Origin of the sequence: Tritonibacter mobilis F1926 (genome assembly GCF_000376545.2) — a bacterium.
Classification (GTDB): Bacteria; Pseudomonadota; Alphaproteobacteria; order Rhodobacterales; family Rhodobacteraceae; genus Epibacterium; species Epibacterium mobile.
This window is the reverse complement of the sequence record NZ_CP015230.1, coordinates 1,461,576-1,478,822: the sequence shown is the minus strand read 5'-3', so window position 1 is coordinate 1,478,822 and position 17,247 is coordinate 1,461,576. Positions and strand designations below refer to the sequence as shown.

General features: G+C 57.1%; 15 protein-coding genes. 2 read left to right on the top strand and 13 right to left on the bottom strand.

What is annotated here, in order from left to right:
• Positions 1 to 8: 8 nt before the first annotated feature.
• The gene (locus K529_RS07080; RefSeq protein WP_005615583.1) at positions 9 to 980 is read right to left on the bottom strand and encodes a TAXI family TRAP transporter solute-binding subunit; all 972 of its coding nucleotides are present in this window, start codon (positions 978 to 980) and stop codon (positions 9 to 11) included.
• 93 nt (positions 981 to 1,073) lie between these two features.
• The gene (locus K529_RS07075; RefSeq protein WP_040641818.1) at positions 1,074 to 1,961 is read right to left on the bottom strand and encodes a MurR/RpiR family transcriptional regulator; all 888 of its coding nucleotides are present in this window, start codon (positions 1,959 to 1,961) and stop codon (positions 1,074 to 1,076) included.
• A gap of 145 nt (positions 1,962 to 2,106) precedes the next feature.
• On the opposite strand from K529_RS07075, the gene K529_RS07070 reads away from it, so the two are divergent.
• Positions 2,107 to 4,509, top strand: coding sequence for a GcvT family protein (locus tag K529_RS07070; RefSeq protein WP_005615589.1), 2,403 nt, complete (start codon positions 2,107 to 2,109; stop codon positions 4,507 to 4,509).
• 458 nt (positions 4,510 to 4,967) lie between these two features.
• Here the strand turns inward: K529_RS07070 and K529_RS07065 are convergent, their stop codons facing one another.
• Positions 4,968 to 6,191, bottom strand: a complete 1,224-nt coding sequence (locus K529_RS07065) for an acyl-CoA dehydrogenase (RefSeq protein ID WP_005615592.1) — start codon at positions 6,189 to 6,191, stop codon at positions 4,968 to 4,970.
• A gap of 95 nt (positions 6,192 to 6,286) precedes the next feature.
• Here K529_RS07065 and K529_RS07060 point away from each other — a divergent pair, with 95 nt between their 5' ends.
• Complete coding sequence (locus K529_RS07060; RefSeq protein ID WP_005615595.1) at positions 6,287 to 7,198, top strand: LysR substrate-binding domain-containing protein; 912 nt, start codon at positions 6,287 to 6,289, stop codon at positions 7,196 to 7,198.
• A gap of 77 nt (positions 7,199 to 7,275) precedes the next feature.
• Here the strand turns inward: K529_RS07060 and phoB are convergent, their stop codons facing one another.
• The 10 genes from phoB to gmk all read right to left on the bottom strand — a co-directional run bounded on the left by phoB (position 7,276) and on the right by gmk (position 17,240).
• Positions 7,276 to 7,965 (bottom strand): phosphate regulon transcriptional regulator PhoB, encoded by a 690-nt coding sequence (gene phoB / locus K529_RS07055; protein WP_005615597.1) that lies wholly within the window; start codon positions 7,963 to 7,965, stop codon positions 7,276 to 7,278.
• Between the two features lie 3 nt (positions 7,966 to 7,968).
• Positions 7,969 to 8,679 carry a phosphate signaling complex protein PhoU gene (phoU, locus tag K529_RS07050; RefSeq protein ID WP_005615600.1) on the bottom strand — a complete coding sequence of 237 codons (711 nt, stop codon included), beginning with the start codon at positions 8,677 to 8,679 and terminating at the stop codon, positions 7,969 to 7,971.
• Positions 8,680 to 8,695: 16 nt separating this feature from the next.
• Complete coding sequence (gene pstB / locus K529_RS07045) at positions 8,696 to 9,493, bottom strand: phosphate ABC transporter ATP-binding protein PstB (RefSeq protein ID WP_005615602.1); 798 nt, start codon at positions 9,491 to 9,493, stop codon at positions 8,696 to 8,698.
• 14 nt (positions 9,494 to 9,507) lie between these two features.
• Entirely contained in the window at positions 9,508 to 10,875 is a 1,368-nt protein-coding gene (gene pstA, locus K529_RS07040; RefSeq protein WP_005615605.1) for a phosphate ABC transporter permease PstA, read from the bottom strand.
• Positions 10,875 to 12,353 carry a phosphate ABC transporter permease subunit PstC gene (gene pstC, locus K529_RS07035; RefSeq protein ID WP_005615607.1) on the bottom strand — a complete coding sequence of 493 codons (1,479 nt, stop codon included), beginning with the start codon at positions 12,351 to 12,353 and terminating at the stop codon, positions 10,875 to 10,877. The genes pstA and pstC overlap by 1 nt, the downstream gene beginning before the upstream one ends.
• Positions 12,354 to 12,461: 108 nt before the next feature.
• Complete coding sequence (locus tag K529_RS07030) at positions 12,462 to 13,502, bottom strand: substrate-binding domain-containing protein (protein ID WP_005615609.1); 1,041 nt, start codon at positions 13,500 to 13,502, stop codon at positions 12,462 to 12,464.
• 288 nt (positions 13,503 to 13,790) lie between these two features.
• Positions 13,791 to 14,831, bottom strand: a complete 1,041-nt coding sequence (locus K529_RS07025; protein ID WP_005615611.1) for a sensor histidine kinase — start codon at positions 14,829 to 14,831, stop codon at positions 13,791 to 13,793.
• A 53-nt stretch (positions 14,832 to 14,884) separates the two neighbouring features.
• Positions 14,885 to 16,042 (bottom strand): trans-sulfuration enzyme family protein, encoded by a 1,158-nt coding sequence (locus K529_RS07020; protein ID WP_040641829.1) that lies wholly within the window; start codon positions 16,040 to 16,042, stop codon positions 14,885 to 14,887.
• Between the two features lie 26 nt (positions 16,043 to 16,068).
• Complete coding sequence (locus K529_RS07015; RefSeq protein ID WP_005615617.1) at positions 16,069 to 16,590, bottom strand: gamma carbonic anhydrase family protein; 522 nt, start codon at positions 16,588 to 16,590, stop codon at positions 16,069 to 16,071.
• Positions 16,587 to 17,240 carry a guanylate kinase gene (gene gmk, locus K529_RS07010; protein ID WP_005615620.1) on the bottom strand — a complete coding sequence of 218 codons (654 nt, stop codon included), beginning with the start codon at positions 17,238 to 17,240 and terminating at the stop codon, positions 16,587 to 16,589. Before gmk ends, K529_RS07015 begins: the two co-directional genes overlap by 4 nt.
• Between the last annotated feature and the right edge of the window lie 7 nt (positions 17,241 to 17,247).

Genomic DNA, 17,247 nt, shown 5'->3' with positions numbered 1-17,247 from the left:
TGACAGGATCACTTCCAGCCGCGTTCTTTGTAGTACTTCATCGCGCCGGGGTGGATCTCTGCGGACAGCGCATCGCTCACCATTTCTTCTTCGCTGAGACGCGCAAAGGCCGGGTGCAGCTTCTTGAAGTCATCAAAGTTTTCAAACACCGCGCTCACAACCGCGTAGACCACTTCGTCAGACACATCTGCGGAGGTCACAAAGGTTGCTTTTGGACCCCAGGACGGGATGTCGTCCGGGTTACCTGGGTACATGCCACCGGGGATGGTTGCAGCCGCGTAAGGCGTGTTCTCAGCAAGCAGAGTATCAATGTTTTCACCGGACAGCGGTACGATGTTCACGTCACAGGACGAGGTTGCTTCTTGGCTCGAGCCATTCGGCAGACCGGATGCCCAGATCGTTGCATCGATTTTGCCGTCACACAGCGCTGCCGCCTGCTCAGAAGACTTGAGCTCTGCCGCAAGTGCGAAATCATCGGCGCTCAGGCCAGAGTATTGCATCAGCGTGTCCGCCAAAACGCGGGTACCGGAACCGGGGTTCGCGATGTTGACCTTCTTGCCTTTAAGATCTTCAACGGATGCGATGTTTGCATCTTTGCGTGCCATCAGGTGCATCGGCTCGGGGTGGACCGAGAACAGTGCACGCAGGCCTTCAAAAGGACCGTCTGCTTCAAATGCGCCGGTGCCGTCGAGACCCGCTTTTTGCACGTCGGACTGAACAACACCGAACTCCAGCTCGCCTTCGCGAATGGTGCGGGTGTTGTAAACAGAACCACCGGTGGATTCCACGGAGCAGCGAATGCCGTGCTCTTTGCGGTCTTTGTTCACCAGGCGGCAGATCGCGCCACCAGTGGGGTAATAAACGCCTGTCACACCGCCGGTGCCGATGGTGATGAACTGTTGCTCAGCTGCGGATGCCGCGCCGGCAAAGCCCAGAGCAACAGTTGCAGCAGATGCGAGAAGTGTTTGTTTGAGGACCATAAGTTCTCTCCCTGATTTAAAACCGAAATCGGTCGCGGTGCCGATAGTATGCGGGCGATGCTTCCACAAGTTATTTTTGTAGTCACGACATAACTAATGTTTTTTCTTCGCCACCCAATAGGCGTTGTTGTCTTTGCGTAAGGTCTCGTACGACGTGATTCTGTCCTTCACATCCTGCCCCCCCAAAGCAACCAGCAATGACACGAGATTTTCGGCCACAGCCATAACGCCCGTATAACACCCAAAGTGATGTGTGCTTAGTGTAGATGCAACCAGAGTTTCTTCAGGGGTGAAATTTGAAGAAATGACCTCACTATCGGAGATCATCACCAGCTTCACACCTTTTTTTCGTGCAAATTCACAGGCTTCGATGGTTTCACGAGAATACGGGGTAAGTGTGATAGCGATCATCACGTCGCCCTCGTCAGCGTAATTCAACTCATCAATGGCACTGTTGATATGGCGTGGAATCAGCTGCAACGAGGGCAGCGCCATGCGTCCCACATAGTGAAAATAGTAGGCAATTGAATAGCTTGCGCGCACAGCCGTCAAATAGACATTCTTGGCACCCAATAGCATTTCTGCCACCCGTTGCAGCTGTTTGAGGTTCTGTCCCTCCAAACTACGCTGCACAATCGCCATAGAATTTAGCGCGGCTTCAGCCTGTTTTTGTCCAATTTCACCGCTTTCCCGCCACCTGTTGATCCACTCCGGCGCGTCAATGAATTGTGTTGGAGCCACCAGAGCCACGCGAAATGGGTCGCGCATGTCCTCATAGCTGTCAAAGCCCAGCCGCTCTGAAATTCTCACAAGCGTATAGGTCGACACCTCCGCCTTTCGCGCCGTGTCGCGGATCGAGTCGAGGCCAAAATCCGCAGGATGATCGACAATATACTTTGCCGCCACTTGCAGCCTGGGCGACAGCTCGGGGATTTCTTCCTTAAGGCGAGTTATTGTTTTATTTCTAATGGTTGGATCCAAGTTCTCACCTGCGTCAGCGCATTGCGGCCTGATAACGAATGTTATTTTTCATCTACATTGACGAGATTTGTGATTTCATCAAGGCTTTTCGCGTGACCCACCCATCGGCAAGCAACATCTGCTGCCGCAGAAATGGAACGAACTCATGTCCACCTCCCTTCCCGCTCATGCATCTGTCGTCGTCATCGGCGGCGGAATTATGGGGTGCTCGACCCTGTATCATCTCGCCAAGATGGGCGTGAATGATGCTATTTTGCTGGAGCGCAATGCACTGACATCCGGCACCACATGGCATTCTGCAGCCCAAGTGCGCGCCTTGCGTCATTCGCGCAATCTCACCCGGATGATCCAATATTCGGTCGAGCTATACAGCCAGCTTGAGCGTGAAACCGGGCAAAACGTGGGGTGGATTCAAAAAGGGTCATTGTCGCTCGCGACAAATCCGGACCGCCTTACCCACATCAAACGGCAAGAGGCGCTGGCGCATGCTTATGGGATCGACGCAACCTCGATTTCGCCCGAAGAAGCCAAAGAGCGCTGGCCGTTGATGAACGCTGATGATGTGCTCGGCGCTGTTTGGTCACCGGACGATGGCCGCGTGTCACCTTCCGATGTCTGCACCGCCTTAGTTAAGGGCGCTAAGTCACTGGGTGCACGTATCTTTGAAAGAACAGGCGTCACTGGCATTCTTACGGAAAACGGGCGCGTAAAAGGAGTTGAAACCACGCAAGGTGTGGTGATGTGTGACGCAATCGCACTCTGTGCGGGGCTGTGGTCACGTGAGGTCGGGGCCATGGCCGGTGCGGAGGTCCCTGCCCTCGCTTGTGAGCATCTCTATCTGCTGACGAAGCCGATCGATGGGATCGAAGGAAACACGCCAACGCTGTCGGATCACGACAACCATCTTTACATCCGCGACGATTCCGGCGGCCTCCTGGTGGGGTGTTTTGAGCCGATGGGCAAGCCGATCGCTCCCGGCATTCTGGATGAGAGTTTCGAATTTGGGCTGTTGCCAGAGGATTGGGATCATTTCGAACCGATGATGCTCAACGCTCTGCACCGCCTGCCCGCGCTGGAAACGGCTGAGGTTAAAATGCTACTCAATGGGCCTGAGAGTTTCACACCGGACGGCACATTCATGTTGGGTGAAACTGCAGAAACCCGTGGGCTCTTCCTTGGCTGCGGCATGAACTCCGTTGGCATCGCATCGGGCGGTGGCGCGGGCATGAACCTTGCGCATGCAATCGTGCATGGCGCGCCCGCTTACGATTTGTCTGAGGCAGACGCCAAACGTTTTGCACCCACCTTCAATTCGCTTGATCATCTGATGGCCCGAGCGCCAGAAATTCTCGGAACCCATTACGAAATCGCATACCCGGGCAAGCAGCTCTCAACCGCCCGGGATCTGCGTCCCCTGCCCGTCGATAGCGATTATCGCGTGGCTGGGGCGCAGTTTGGCCAGGTGTATGGCTGGGAGCGTCCGCTATATTTTGGCAAAACCGCAGAGCCCAAGCTTCGGTTCGACAGACCCGACTGGTTTGCCAATGTCGCCGCAGAAGTCGAGGCCGCGCACCAACGCGCTGCGATATTTGATGCCTCTTCCTTTGGCAAAATTGACGTAACGGGGCCGGATGCAGAGGCATTCCTTTTGCATGTTTGCGCAGGGCAAATGGCGCGCACGCCTGGATCTGTCATCTATACGGCGGTGTTGAATGAACGCGGCACCTTCGAGAGTGACATCACGGCGCAACGGATTGCAGAGGATCACTATCGCCTGTTTGTTGGAACCGCAGCCATAAAACGCGATATGGCGTGGTTCCTGCGACGCGGTGAGGGTTACGATGTAAGCATCTGTGATACAACGGAAGAATACGCGACTTTTGGATTGATGGGGCCTGAGGCTGCGAAGACCGCTCGCGCGGTCGGAGCCGAAAGCCTGACGCAGATAAACTACTTCAAACATGGCGAAGCGACCATTGCCGGCCATCATGTTCGGGCTGCGCGTCTATCTTATGTGGGCGAAGCGGGCTGGGAAATCACCTGTCGCGCCGCCCATGCACAAGATGTGTATCGCGCATTGACCCAAGCCGGAGCCGCGCCAGCGGGTCTTTATGCACAGACGTCGATGCGAATTGAAAAAGGCTTTTGCGCCATGGGGCATGAGCTGGACAGCGATGTCACTCCATTGGACGTTGGTCTAGGCTTTGCCCTGCGCAAATCTGGCGGCTACATCGGCGCAGAGGCTATTGAAGAAAAGAGAAAAACTTCTGCCACACATCAAGTGGTATCGCTCATACTTGATGATCCAGATGCGGTGCCACTGGGGCATGAACCTGTTTATTCAGGGGATCAGATCATCGGGCACACCACCTCTTGTGCCTTTGGCTATCGGGTTGGGCGTCCAGTTGCATTGGCATTTTGCAAAACCGGGTTTGTCGGTGGTGATCAGGTGGAGGTCAATATCGCCGGACAAAAGTTCACGGCAACTGTGCATTTGGGCGCACTGTTTGACCCCAAAGGCAGTCGGATGCGCAGTATGGACGAGTAATAGGCCGGACCGCGAGGGTCGCACTGGCTCTCGCCCTTCAATTTTGCAGGTGTTTCTCTATCAGCTGTGTCAAGGTTACGGAAAAGATGCAGAGGCTGTTAACTGAATGGCGGAGGGGCGCAGCGCCACTCGCGCTGCTGGTTTTGCGACAATGCCCGACCGCAGCCCTAACAAATCCTAAATCACGGAATTTGCAAAAAATGACGTATCTAGATGTTAATTATGAGGTTATGCATCCATGAACGCAAATCATACTGCGCGCCCTTAAGAGAGATTAACAGCGCTCTCAATTCGCTAAGGAGTTTCAGGCTTCACTGTTAACCCGAGCGTTAAGGTCTCATCGAGAGGCTTGTTTCGCAATTGAAATTGCTGGGTCGACGCCATAAGGGAACCCCCGCAAAATGACCGCCCTTGCATTATTGCAAGGGCGATTTTGCATTGTTGGGGCTTGTTAAGGTTTAGAAAAACGCCTGCAGACCGGTTTGCGCGCGCCCGAGGATCAGGGCGTGCACATCATGGGTGCCTTCATAGGTGTTCACCGTCTCAAGGTTCATCATGTGGCGGATCACTTGGAACTCAAGGCTGATGCCGTTGCCACCATGCATATCGCGCGCGTGGCGGGCGATTTCCAACGCCTTGCCGCAGTTGTTGCGCTTCACGATGGAGATCATCTCCGGCGCTGCATTGGCCTCATCCATCAGTCGTCCAACACGCAGAGAGGCTTGCAAACCAAGCGCGATTTCGGTCTGCATATTGGCCAGTTTCAACTGAAACAGCTGCGTGTTCGCCAAGGGGCGGCCAAACTGGTGGCGATCGAGACCATATTGGCGAGCGGCATGCCAGCAGGCCTCCGCCGCGCCCATGACCCCCCAGCTGATGCCATAGCGTGCCCGGTTCAAACAGCCAAACGGCCCTTTCAAACCTTCGACATGCGGCAGCAACGCATCCTCACCGACCTCGACGCCGTCCAGGACGATCTCACCGGTGATCGATGCACGCAGAGACATTTTCTGCTGAATTTTCGGCGCGGACAGGCCCTTGGTGCCTTTCTCCAACACAAACCCGCGGATCTTGCCGCCATGCGCTTCAGACTTGGCCCAAACGACGAACACATCCGCGATTGGTGAGTTTGAGATCCACATCTTGGAGCCGGTCAGCCGGTAGCCGCCATCTGTTTTTTCGGCGCGGGTTTTCATTCCGGCGGGGTCAGAGCCGGCATCAGGTTCCGTCAGGCCAAAACAGCCGATCCACTCGCCAGACGCCAATTTCGGCAGGTACTTTTGACGCTGCTCTTCGCTGCCATAGGCATAGATAGGATACATCACCAGCGAGCTTTGAACCGACATCATGGAGCGGTAGCCGCTATCCACGCGCTCCACTTCGCGCGCGACCAGACCGTAGGACACATAGCCACCGCCCAATCCACCGTACTCCTCGGGGATCGTGGTGCCCAGCAATCCCATCTCGCCCATTTCGCGAAAGATCTCGGGATCGGTCTGCTCGTTCTCATAAGCGTCAGTCACGCGGCTTTGCAGTTTTTTCTGTGCATAGGCGCGAGCAGACGCTTCGATCATGCGTTCATCTTCGGTCAGCTGATCGCTAAGGCGCAAGGGATCGTCCCAGCTGAAGCGGCCAAGGTCAGGTGCATCTTTTGCACGAAGGGTCGGTTTGTCATCCAGCATGGGGACCTCCTGTGAAAGTGTTGACGAGACCTTAAGCTCGTGAAGCTGCAAAAAACAGCGAGACTTTCGCAATCACATATGACAATACCTCATACATGTCTGTGCCCCGCCGTTTTCTCCCCTCCATTGCCTCGCTGCGTGCGCTCGAAGCGCTGGACCGGCTGGGAAGTGCGTCTGCAGCTGCGGCGGAGTTATCACTCACGCAAGGTGCCGTAAGTCGTCAGTTGCAAGCACTCGAGCGGCAGTTGGCCGTCGAACTGGTGGTGCGCGAAGGAAAATCCCTGTCGCTGACACCTGATGCGACTGCCTATGCCGAAGAGGTGCGCTACGCATTGGATCGAATTGCCAAGGCAACGCTCCAGCTGCAATCTGCGCCTCTGGCGGGAAGCCTCAATCTTGCGATATTGCCTGCCTTTGGCATGCGCTGGTTGATGCCGCGCCTGCCGGAGTTTTCCCGTCGTCACCCGGATGTGACAATCAATATGTCCACGCGCTTGGCTCCGTTTAACTTTGCCTCAGAGAGTTTTGATGCCGCGATACATTTTGGAAATGCGGATTGGCCGGGAACCCAGGCGTTGTTGCTAAAGCACGAACAGCTTGTCCCTGTGTGTTCGGCAGATCTGGCGGGTCGTGCCAAAATCGAGGCACCCCGAGATATCCTCTCCCTGCCCTTGCTGCACATCCAGACCCGCCCGCATGCGTGGGCAGATTGGTTTGCACGACAGAATGTGCCTACTGAGGGCAATCTTGGGGGCACGATCTATGATCAATTCTCCACCATTAGCCAGGCCGCGCTGCATGGCTTGGGCGTCGCTTTGATGCCCGATTATCTGGTGGAGCAGGATCTGGCCACAGGTCGCCTGGTTGCGCTTCATCATGCCTCAGAGGACATAGGCGGTGCGTATTATCTGGTTTGGCCAACATCGAAGTCCCGTCATAGTGGCCTGTCCCAGTTTCGAGACTGGCTCGCCGGGCAGGCTCAACCCGAAGATCCGTTGCCAAGATAGATCAGCCGGATGTAACAACGGCTCCGGAAATTCCGAAGCCGCTAGAAATCGTTACGCAAAATACCTTAAGTAGTCCTTTAGCCGAGAGCGTAGCCTGCGCCGCGCACGGTTCTGACCGGATCGTCGCCGCCATGCTGGGTCAGCGCCTTGCGCAACCGCCCGATATGGACGTCGACAGTGCGGGTATCCACGTAGATGTCGCGTCCCCAAACACGGTCCAACAACTGCTCGCGGCTCCAAACCCGACCCGGTTTTTCCATAAAGGTAGACAGCAGGCGGAACTCAGTCGGGCCCAGCTTCAGTGGCTGCTCAGATCGGCTCACCTTATGCGTTTCCGCATCCAGGATGATGTCGTCGAACTCCAGCCGCATACCGACCGTGGCAGGACGGACCCGCCGCAGCTGCGTGCGCACCCGCGCCATCAACTCGATCACGGAATAGGGTTTTACCACGTAATCGTCCGCGCCTGTTTCCAGTCCGCGCACCTTGTCCACCTCTTCAGAGCGCGCCGAGAGCATGATGATCGGAATCCCACGCGTATCAGTGCGTGTTTTCAGGCGACGACAAATCTCAATCCCGGTGAGATTGGGCATCATCCAGTCCAGAACGATAATGTCAGGCATGTCCTCTTCAACGAGCAACAATGCCTCTTCGCCATTTTCCGCCTTGATCACCCGAAAGCCGTCGGCTTCCAGATTATAGGCCAGCACTTCACGCTGAGCCAGTTCGTCCTCGACGACCAGAACAGTGGGCTGATCGACTGCCATAGCTTAGATCTCCTGCGTCGTGACCGACGTGGTGTCGGCTTTAGCACGCTCTTCTTCGGGTTTGTTGCCGGTCACCAGATAGACCACCTGCTCGGCAATCGCGGTGACATGGTCGCCCATACGCTCGATGTTTTTTGCGATAAAATGCAAATGCATACAGGACGTAATGTTACGCGGATCTTCCATCATATGGGTCAGGAATTCCCGGAACAGAGCGTTATACATCTGGTCCACATCGCGGTCACGATCAATCACGTCGCGGGCCAGTTCATCGTCGCGCTGGATGTAGCTGTCGAGCGCATCCTTGAGCATCAACTCGACCTCGCGCGCCATCCGGCGCAGGGCTGCCGCGCTATCGGCAACGGCCGGGCTTTGAGCCAGAACGCCTGTGCGTTTTGCCATGTTCTTGGCGTAGTCACCGACACGCTCCAGATGGCCCGAGATTTTGATAACGCTGAGCACCACGCGCAAATCAACCGCGGCGGGCGCACGAATGGCGATGACACGCGCCGCATCCTCGTTGATCAGCTCCTCAAGGCCGTCGATTGCAGCATCGTCTTTGACCACTTTTGCAGCGAGTTCTTCATCGCGGGCCTCGAGTGCGCGAGCGCCTTCCATGATGGCTGCCTCAACAAGGCCGCCCATCTTCATGATCCGGGCCTGAATGGCCTCTAGGTCGCGGTCGAATGCAGATGCAATATGTTGTTCAACCATTTGATATTTCTCCAACTTAGCCGATACGGCCAGTGATGTAGCTTTCGGTGCGCGGATCTTCTGGGTTGGTAAAGATCTGACCAGTTGGGCCGAACTCCACAAGGTTGCCGAGGTGGAAGAACGCAGTCTTCTGGCTCACACGGGCGGCCTGTTGCATGGAGTGCGTCACAATCACCACCGAGTAGTTTTCGCGCAGCTCGTCGATCAGTTCTTCGACCTGTGCGGTAGCGATTGGGTCAAGCGCGGAACAGGGCTCGTCCATCAGCAGAACCTCAGGTTCGGTGGCAACGGCGCGCGCGATACACAGGCGCTGCTGCTGCCCCCCAGACAGACCTGTTCCGGGGGAATGTAGACGGTCTTTGACCTCGTCCCAGATCGCACCGCGACGCAGAGATTTCTCAACTATTTCATCCAATTCTGCCTTGTTTCTCGCAAGGCCGTGAATGCGCGGGCCGTAGGCCACGTTGTCATAAATCGACTTCGGGAACGGGTTTGGCTTTTGAAAGACCATACCGACCTGCGCGCGCAGCTGAACCGGGTCGACGCGCTTGTCGTAGATGTCTTCGCCTTCCAGCAGAATATCGCCCGTCACGCGGCAGATATCAATTGTGTCGTTCATACGGTTCAAGCAGCGTAGAAACGTCGACTTGCCGCAGCCCGATGGGCCGATAAACGCGGTGACGGTCTTGTCCTCGATCTCGACGTTGACGTCTTTGATGGCATGGCTGTCGCCGTAATAGACGTTGACGCCATTGGCTGCGATCTTGGTACGTTGGGTTTCCACGGTGCTATCCATTGCTGTCATATCGTTCATTGTAGTGCCCCCTCTTACCAGCGGCGTTCAAATCGGCGGCGCAAGATCACGGCCAGTGTGTTCATGGTGATCAGGAAGACCAGCAGAATGATGATACCGCCCCAGGCACGTTCGTAAAACGCTGGGTCAGCGCGCTTGGCCCACTCATAGATCTGCGCGGGCATGGCGGAGTTAGGTGAAAGCAGGCCTGAGGCGATGCTATCCGGTGCGTTTGAGGCGATAAAGCCCACCATGCCGATCAACAGAAGCGGTGCGGTTTCGCCAAGTGCTTGCGCCAGACCGATGATGGTCCCGGTCAAAATGCCCGGCGCGGCCAGCGGCAAGACATGGTGAAACACCGCCTGCATTTTGGACGCACCAACACCGAGTGCGGCATCACGGATGGACGGCGGAACCGCCTTCAACGACGCGCGGGTGGAGATGATGATGGTCGGCAGCGTCATCAAGGTCAGAACCAGCCCCCCCACCAGCGGTGCAGAGGTCGGCAGGTGCATGTAGTTGATAAAGACCGCAAGCCCCAGAATACCAAACACAATCGACGGAACTGCCGCGAGGTTTGAGATATTCACCTCGATGATGTCGGTGAGCCAGTTTTGCGGCGCAAACTCCTCAAGGTAGATCGAGGCAGCCACACCAATGGGCAATGCCAGCGCCAGCACCACAAACATCATGAAGAGCGAGCCCAGCATGGAGACCCCCATGCCTGCGGCTTCGGGACGTGCGTCCGACGCATCCGCGCCGAGGATAAAGTCGAGATTGAAGGTCTTCTCGATCACATCCGCTGCGACAAGCCCATCCACCAGATCGAGTTGCTCGGCAGAGATGTTCTTGTCGTTCTCAATACTATCACGGCTCACGCGCCCTTTCAGATAACCGTCAACGCGGCTCTGAGCGAGGAAGCGGAATTCGACCGTTTTGCCGATCTCATCGGGGTTGGCGATGACAAATTCGCGCAAAGTGGCTGCGGCGTCCTTGGACAGAAGCCCAGCCATGTCTTTGCCCTTGAGGGGCGTTTCGACACCCAGCTCGGTCACCTTTGCCTCAACGGCGTTGCGGATAATCGGGGCATAGCCGAAGGTGGTGACCTTCTTGATGTCGTCGAGGTCGCGGTTGCCGTTTTTGTCGAGTTTTTCTTCCAAAAGCTCTACCTGAAGCGTGATGAAAGTCTGCTGGAAGGCGCCTATGCCCTTGCTGAAGATGGTCGTCACGAGAACCACCAGCATCAACAGGCCGACCGCAATGGCCGCGATGCCATAGGCCTTGAACCGGGTCTCGGCAGCATTGCGGCGCTTGGTGCGATCCGTCAGTTCAAGTAGGGAGTTGCCATGTTTGCGAGGCATAGGGACGTCTCCGGAGGCGGGAGTTTGGCTAAGATCGGTCATCAGTCATACTGCTCCCGATATTTGCGCACGATATAGAGCGCGAGAACATTAAGCCCGAGGGTCAGCACAAAGAGTGTCAGGCCAAGGGCAAAGGCGACCAGCGTTTCGGGGCTGGCAAAGTCAGTATCCCCCGTCAGCTGGCTGACGATCCGGGTGGTGATTGTTGTCATGGATTCCAACGGGTTGAGAGAGAATTTCGCAATCGCCCCTGCCCCCATAACCACAATCATGGTCTCGCCGATGGCGCGCGAGGCGGCCAGCAGGACGGCACCGACAATACCGGGAAGCGCTGCGGGCATGACCACCTGACGTACGGTCTCGGATCTGGTTGCGCCCAGACCCAGAGAGCCGTCGCGCATCGCCTGAGGCACTGCGTTGATGATGTCATCCGAAAGCGACGACACAAAGGGAATGAGCATGATGCCCATCACCACGCCTGCGGTCAGAACAGAGGTTGCGCCACTCATCCACTCGACCCCGAGGATGCCGTTTTCGCCCTGACCAAAGAACCGCACAAGTGCTGGGCCGACTGTCAGAAGCGCAAAGAGGCCATAAACAATGGTCGGGATACCGGCGAGGATCTCCAGAAGTGGTTTTGCAAACGAGCGCGTTGTTTTGCTGGCGTATTCGCTGAGGTAAATGGCTGCAAACAAACCGATTGGAACAGCGACCAGCAATGCGATCACCGAAATATAAAGTGTGCCCCACAAAAGCGGCAGGATCGACAGATCCGAGTCGCCGCGGAAGTTTGGTGCCCATGTGCCGCCAAAGAAGAAGTCGGTCCAGGAATGCAGCGAGAAGAAGTTGCGTGTCTCAAACAGCATCGACAACACAATACCAATGGTGGTCAGGATCGCGAGCGAGGCTGCAAGGATCAGCAGCGCCAGAATGCCCTGCTCCACCACATTGCGGGCACGAAAATCCTTATGTGTGCGGCCATAAGACCAGCCAAACCCACCTAGCGCGACCAAGGCAACCATCACGGTCATTGCAATGTTGCCGGTGTTCGAAAGGGTCCGGTAGGTTTGAGCGGCGCGCAGAACCTCGGGGCGCACATCCGCGCCAAGGGCCACGCCGATTTCGCCCAGACGTCCGCGCACATCAGAGAATTCACTGCGCAGGTTGCGGGCCTGTTCTTGGGTCATTGCCCCTTCGGCCACCGCCAGATCAAGCCCTTCGGCGACCCGACGCACGTCACTCATGACGAGGCCAATGGTGGACCCTTCAGAAATCGTTTCTTCGGGGATCATACCTGATACCCGCTGATCAATGATCATTGGCTGCACCAGCAACCAGATTGCAAGAAGTACGAGCGCTGGCACCAAGGCCGAGAGCGCCACGTTGTGCCCATAGTAAGAGGGCAGCGAGTGAAGGTCCTTGGAGTTTCCGCCAGCGGAAACCAGAGCGCGATTGCGGCCGAGGAAGAAACCGGCGACCGACAGTGCGATCAGGGCGAGGACAAGCCAGAAGGTGGGCATCAAGAGCTCCGTTTGACGGTGCAAATTAAGGGGAAACAGGTTTGCTTTTGATACGAAAGGCCGGGACGTATGATCCGCCCCGGCCTGGTTTAACCGTGCGCGGGGCTCTTAGGAGTTGCCGCCCATGGTTGCTTCAGAAGCAACCGCTTCCTGAGTTTTTGCCAGTTCCGGGTCAGCAACGAGGCCGTACTCGGAGAGCGGGCCGTCGGGGCCTGCAACTTCATCAGAGACGAAGAACTCAGCATATTCTTTCAGGCCGGGGATCACGCCGATGTGGGCTTTCTTCACGTAGAAGAACAGCGGGCGGGAGACAGGGTATTCGCCAGTTGCGATCGACTCGGTGGAGGGAACGATACCGGACATGGTTGCGACTTGCAGTTTGTCGGTGTTGTTCTCGTAGAAGGCCAGACCAAAGACGCCGATGCCGTCTTTGTTGGATTCGATACGTGCGAGGGTCTCGGTGTAGTCACCGTCGATATCCACGGACACGCCATCGGTGCGCAGAGCGATACAGGCTTTCTCAGCTGCTTTCTTGTCGCCGCCATTGGCTTCTTTGAGCAGCTCAAACGCGCCGGTTTCTTCACAGCCTGCGAGGATCACTTTTTCTTCGAACACTTCACGGGTGCCGTGCTTGGTGCCGGGGATGAACGCCTGAATGGCCTGTGCCGGGAAGTCGCCGTTCACGTCGGCCCAGGTTTTGTTCGGGTTGTCGACCAGCTTGCCGTCAACGGAAACTTTGTCGGACAGTGCCAGGAACCAATCGGTCGGGGTGAATTCGAACCCGTTGCCGTTGATGTCGGAGGCGAACACGATGCCATCATAGCCGATGCGGACTTCGATGATGTCGGTCACGCCAGCTTCGGCGCAGGCCTTGATCTCTTTTTCTTTGATCGCGCGGGAAGCGTTTGCAACGTCGATGGTGTTCTCACCAACGCCTTCGCAGAAACGCTTAAGGCCAGCAGAGGAGCCGCCGGATTCGACAACCGGTGTCGGGAAGTCAAAGTTCTCGCCAAAGGCTTCTGCAACGATCGAAGCATAAGGCAGAACAGTGGAGGAGCCTGCGACCTGCACCTGATCACGCGCAGCTGCTGCGGTGGCCGATACGGCGGCGATGGCCAGGGTGGATGCGGTCAGTTTCACAAAGGACATTGAAGTCTCCATGAGTTTAAGAAGTTTACGATCACCCCCAAGATGATCTTGAGCCCGTCCTAGAAGGCTCAGATGTGGCTTTTGTGACAGCTGTGTAACAGCTGTATGACAACCGCAGCCCTGAAGTGAAAAAAAACCGAAACACTTGGCCAGTCGCCCGGCAATGTTGAATGAAACACGTATTACGTGCGTCGTGTGCGCGATCTGATTGATTAACCCATTGTCACAAAATGGCAGATTTGCCTTCTTGGGGCATGCGAAGTGGGCGCGATAGAGGCGGCGACAGGTTTATTGCGGCAAAATGACCGTGAATGTCGCGCCTTTTCCCAGATCGCTTTCGACCCGCAAGCGTCCGCGGTGGCGATTGATAATGTGTTTCACAATCGCAAGCCCAAGCCCCGTCCCGCCCAACTCGCGCGAGCGGTGGTTGTCAGCGCGGTAGAACCGCTCCGTCAGGCGTGGCAGATGCACTGGATCAATACCGGGGCCATCATCGATCACCTGTACCCGCACTGCAGGACATCTGAGCGCCGGGTCGCGATCCAGCGCCGTCAGAGAGACAGTGACATTCTCACCGCCGTACTTCAGCGCATTCTCGATGAGATTGGTGAAAACCTGCTGAATCTGGTCGGGGTCCGCCGGGATTTCAATCGGCAAATCTGGCGCGTCCAGAGCGAGGTTGCGACCACCGCTCTCTGCAATGGGACCGAGTGATTTGATGGTGGAGCTAAGATAAGCGACCAGATCTATACGCTCTTTGGGGCGCACACGCTCTTCGCTCTCAACCCGGTTCAGCGACAAAAGATCGCCGACCAGCCGGTTCATGCGGCTGGCTTCGCCTTCCATGATTTCAAGGAAACGATCCCGCGCATTGGCGTCGTCACGCGCCGCGCCGCGCAGCGTCTCAATGAATCCCATCAATGCTGTCAGAGGCGTGCGCAGCTCATGGCTGACGTTGGCGACAAAATCACGACGCATCTGGCTGGCGTGTTCGCGATCTGTGATGTCGTCAAAACAGATCAGCACCGCACCGCCATTGACCGCTCCGACGCCGGGCACATAGCGCAATGTGACCTCAAAGGTGGTATCTTGCGCGCCGTCATTGGACAGATGCCGCGCTGTGCGCGGTTTGCGATCCAACAGACAGGACTCGATTGCGGTGGTCACATTGGGTTGCCGCAGGATGGTGGCAAAATGGCGCCCGATCACCTGAGGGCCAAGCAGGGTGGCGCCTTCGACATTTGCCGCAATCAAACGCTCGGTCTGATCGATCAAAACAGCGGGCATCGGAAACGCGGCCAGCAGCCCGTCGATCAACTCTTGCGACATGATTTTTTGCCTCGTCATTGTGTCGTGACGGCCTTCTTAGGGTTTGAATGTAACTATGACATGGCAGAGTTGATTGCCGCCTCAAAGATCGCGCAGAGCGTGTCTGGGTCTTCCAGCCCGACCGACACGCGAAAGAACCCCTCATGCAGACCAAGTGCTGCGCGATTTTCCGGGGTGAGGGCGCGGTGTGACGAAGAGGCCGGGTGCGAGAGCGTGGTGCCCACATCCCCGAGGGTTGGCGCAAAGGACAGCCCTTCGGCGCCACGGGTAAACGCATTGGCAGCCTCGCGTCCACCATTCAGCTCAAAGCTCACCATATTGCAGCCCCTGCCCTTCAATAACGCCTGCGCGCGGGCATGATCCGGGTGGTCGTGGCGCGTCGGGTAAATGACGCGCTTCACCCCCGGCAGCCCTGCGATGTGATCGGCCAGACGCGCTGCCGTGGCCTCAGCGCGGTCAAAACGCAGATCGAAGGACAACAGCCCCCGCTCTGCCAACCAGCAATCAAACGGGCTCGGCGTCATGCCGGTGGTAACGGAAAACACCCGCATCCGGTCATTGAGCGCAGGGTCCTTGGCCACCACATAGCCCAGCATCACGTCGGAGTGCCCAGCGAGCAGCTTGGTGACGGAGTGGATGACAATGTCTGCGCCATGCTCAAACGGTTTGAACGCGCGGGGCGTGGTAAAGGTGTTATCCACCGCCAGCAGGATGCCGTGTTCCCGGCACAGCGCGGCGATTCCGTCGATGTCGGCCACCGCAAGCGTTGGGTTCGACACCGCCTCCACCAGAATGAGCTTGGTCTCTGGGCGGATCGCGGTGCGGATTGCATCGACGTCGCCGGGATTGGCCAGAGACGTGTTGATCCCCAGACGCGGCAGATCCTCCTTCATCAGCCGCAGCGAACGCCCATAAAGCTGATCGCCACCGATGACATGATCGCCTGCCTGCAACAGCCCCATGAGCACTGCGGAGACTGCCGCCATGCCAGAGCCAGTCACAACGCCTCCGGTTGCGCCCTCCATGTCATCAAGCCGGCGCGCGATCACATCGGCGTTGGGATGCCCCTCACGGGAATAGGTATAGCCATGCACGCGGCCCTCATATTGATCGTCCAGCGCATCCGGGGTTTCGGACGCATAGACCACCGAGGGGCTGAGCGGTGTGACCACGGGATGGCTTGCGCTCTCAGGCAGACCATGCGGGCGCATCACGGAGGGGCGGGAATTTTTCACGGTCAAATCTCCTTCAGCTCCGCTTTGAAACGGCGCATGTTTTCCTGATAGTGCACGGCGCTGGCGGTCAGCTTGGCGGCGAGTTCGGCATCCACCTCGCGCACCACCTTACCCGGTGCACCCATGACCAGAGAATTATCAGGAATGTCCTTGTTCTCCGTAATCAGCGCGCCCGCTCCGATCAGACAGTTCTTACCGATCTTGGCGCCGTTGAGGATGGTCGCCCCCATCCCGATCAGGGAGTTCTCGCCAATGGTACAGCCATGCAGCATGACCTTATGGCCAATGGTGCAGTTTTCGCCGATCGTCAGCGGGTAGCCCGCGTCGATATGCATAACCACGTTTTCCTGCACATTGGAGCCACGCCCGATGCGGATTTCCTCGTGATCGGCGCGGATGGTGACGCCGAACCAGACCGAGGCCCCCTCTTCCAGCACCACCTTGCCAATCAGATTGGCATCCGGGGCCACCCAGGTGTCTGCGTGGATTTGCGGGCGGTGTTCGCCAAGCGCGTAGATGCTCATGACAGATCCTCAAATTCCTGTTGCAAGGTGCGGGCATGTTCGATCAACGAAGGCTGTTGAATGCGGCGCAGGCGGGTGGCCGTGATGATGGTCTTCAGCGCCTCTTCGGTCTCATCAAGATCCTCGTTGATCAGCACATGATCGTAAGAGCCCCAGTGCGAGATCTCGTCCCAGCTCTTTTGCATGCGGCGCTGGATGGTTTCAGCATCATCCTGTCCCCGGCTTTCCAGGCGGCGACGCAGTTCGGTGATAGAGGGCGGTAACAAGAAGATCGACAGCGTGTGTTTGCCGAGATCCGAATTGGTGATCTGCTGCGCGCCCTGCCAGTCAATATCGAACAGCACATCGCGGCCTTCATTGATGGCCTTCTGCACCGGCCCCTTGGGTGAGCCGTAGAAATTGCCGAACACGTGGGCATGTTCCAGCATCTCGCCATCTGCCACGTCATGTTTGAACGAATCCACCGAGACAAAGTGATAGTCCTGCCCGTCGACCTCGCCGGGGCGCGGCTGCCGTGTGGTGGCCGACACCGAAAAGCTGATGTCGCTGTCCCAGGCCCGCAACCGCTTGGCCAATGTTGATTTCCCCGCACCGGAGGGAGAAGACAGGATAATGAGAAGGCCCCGTCGCTGTGCTTTTGAGTGTGCCATAATGAGG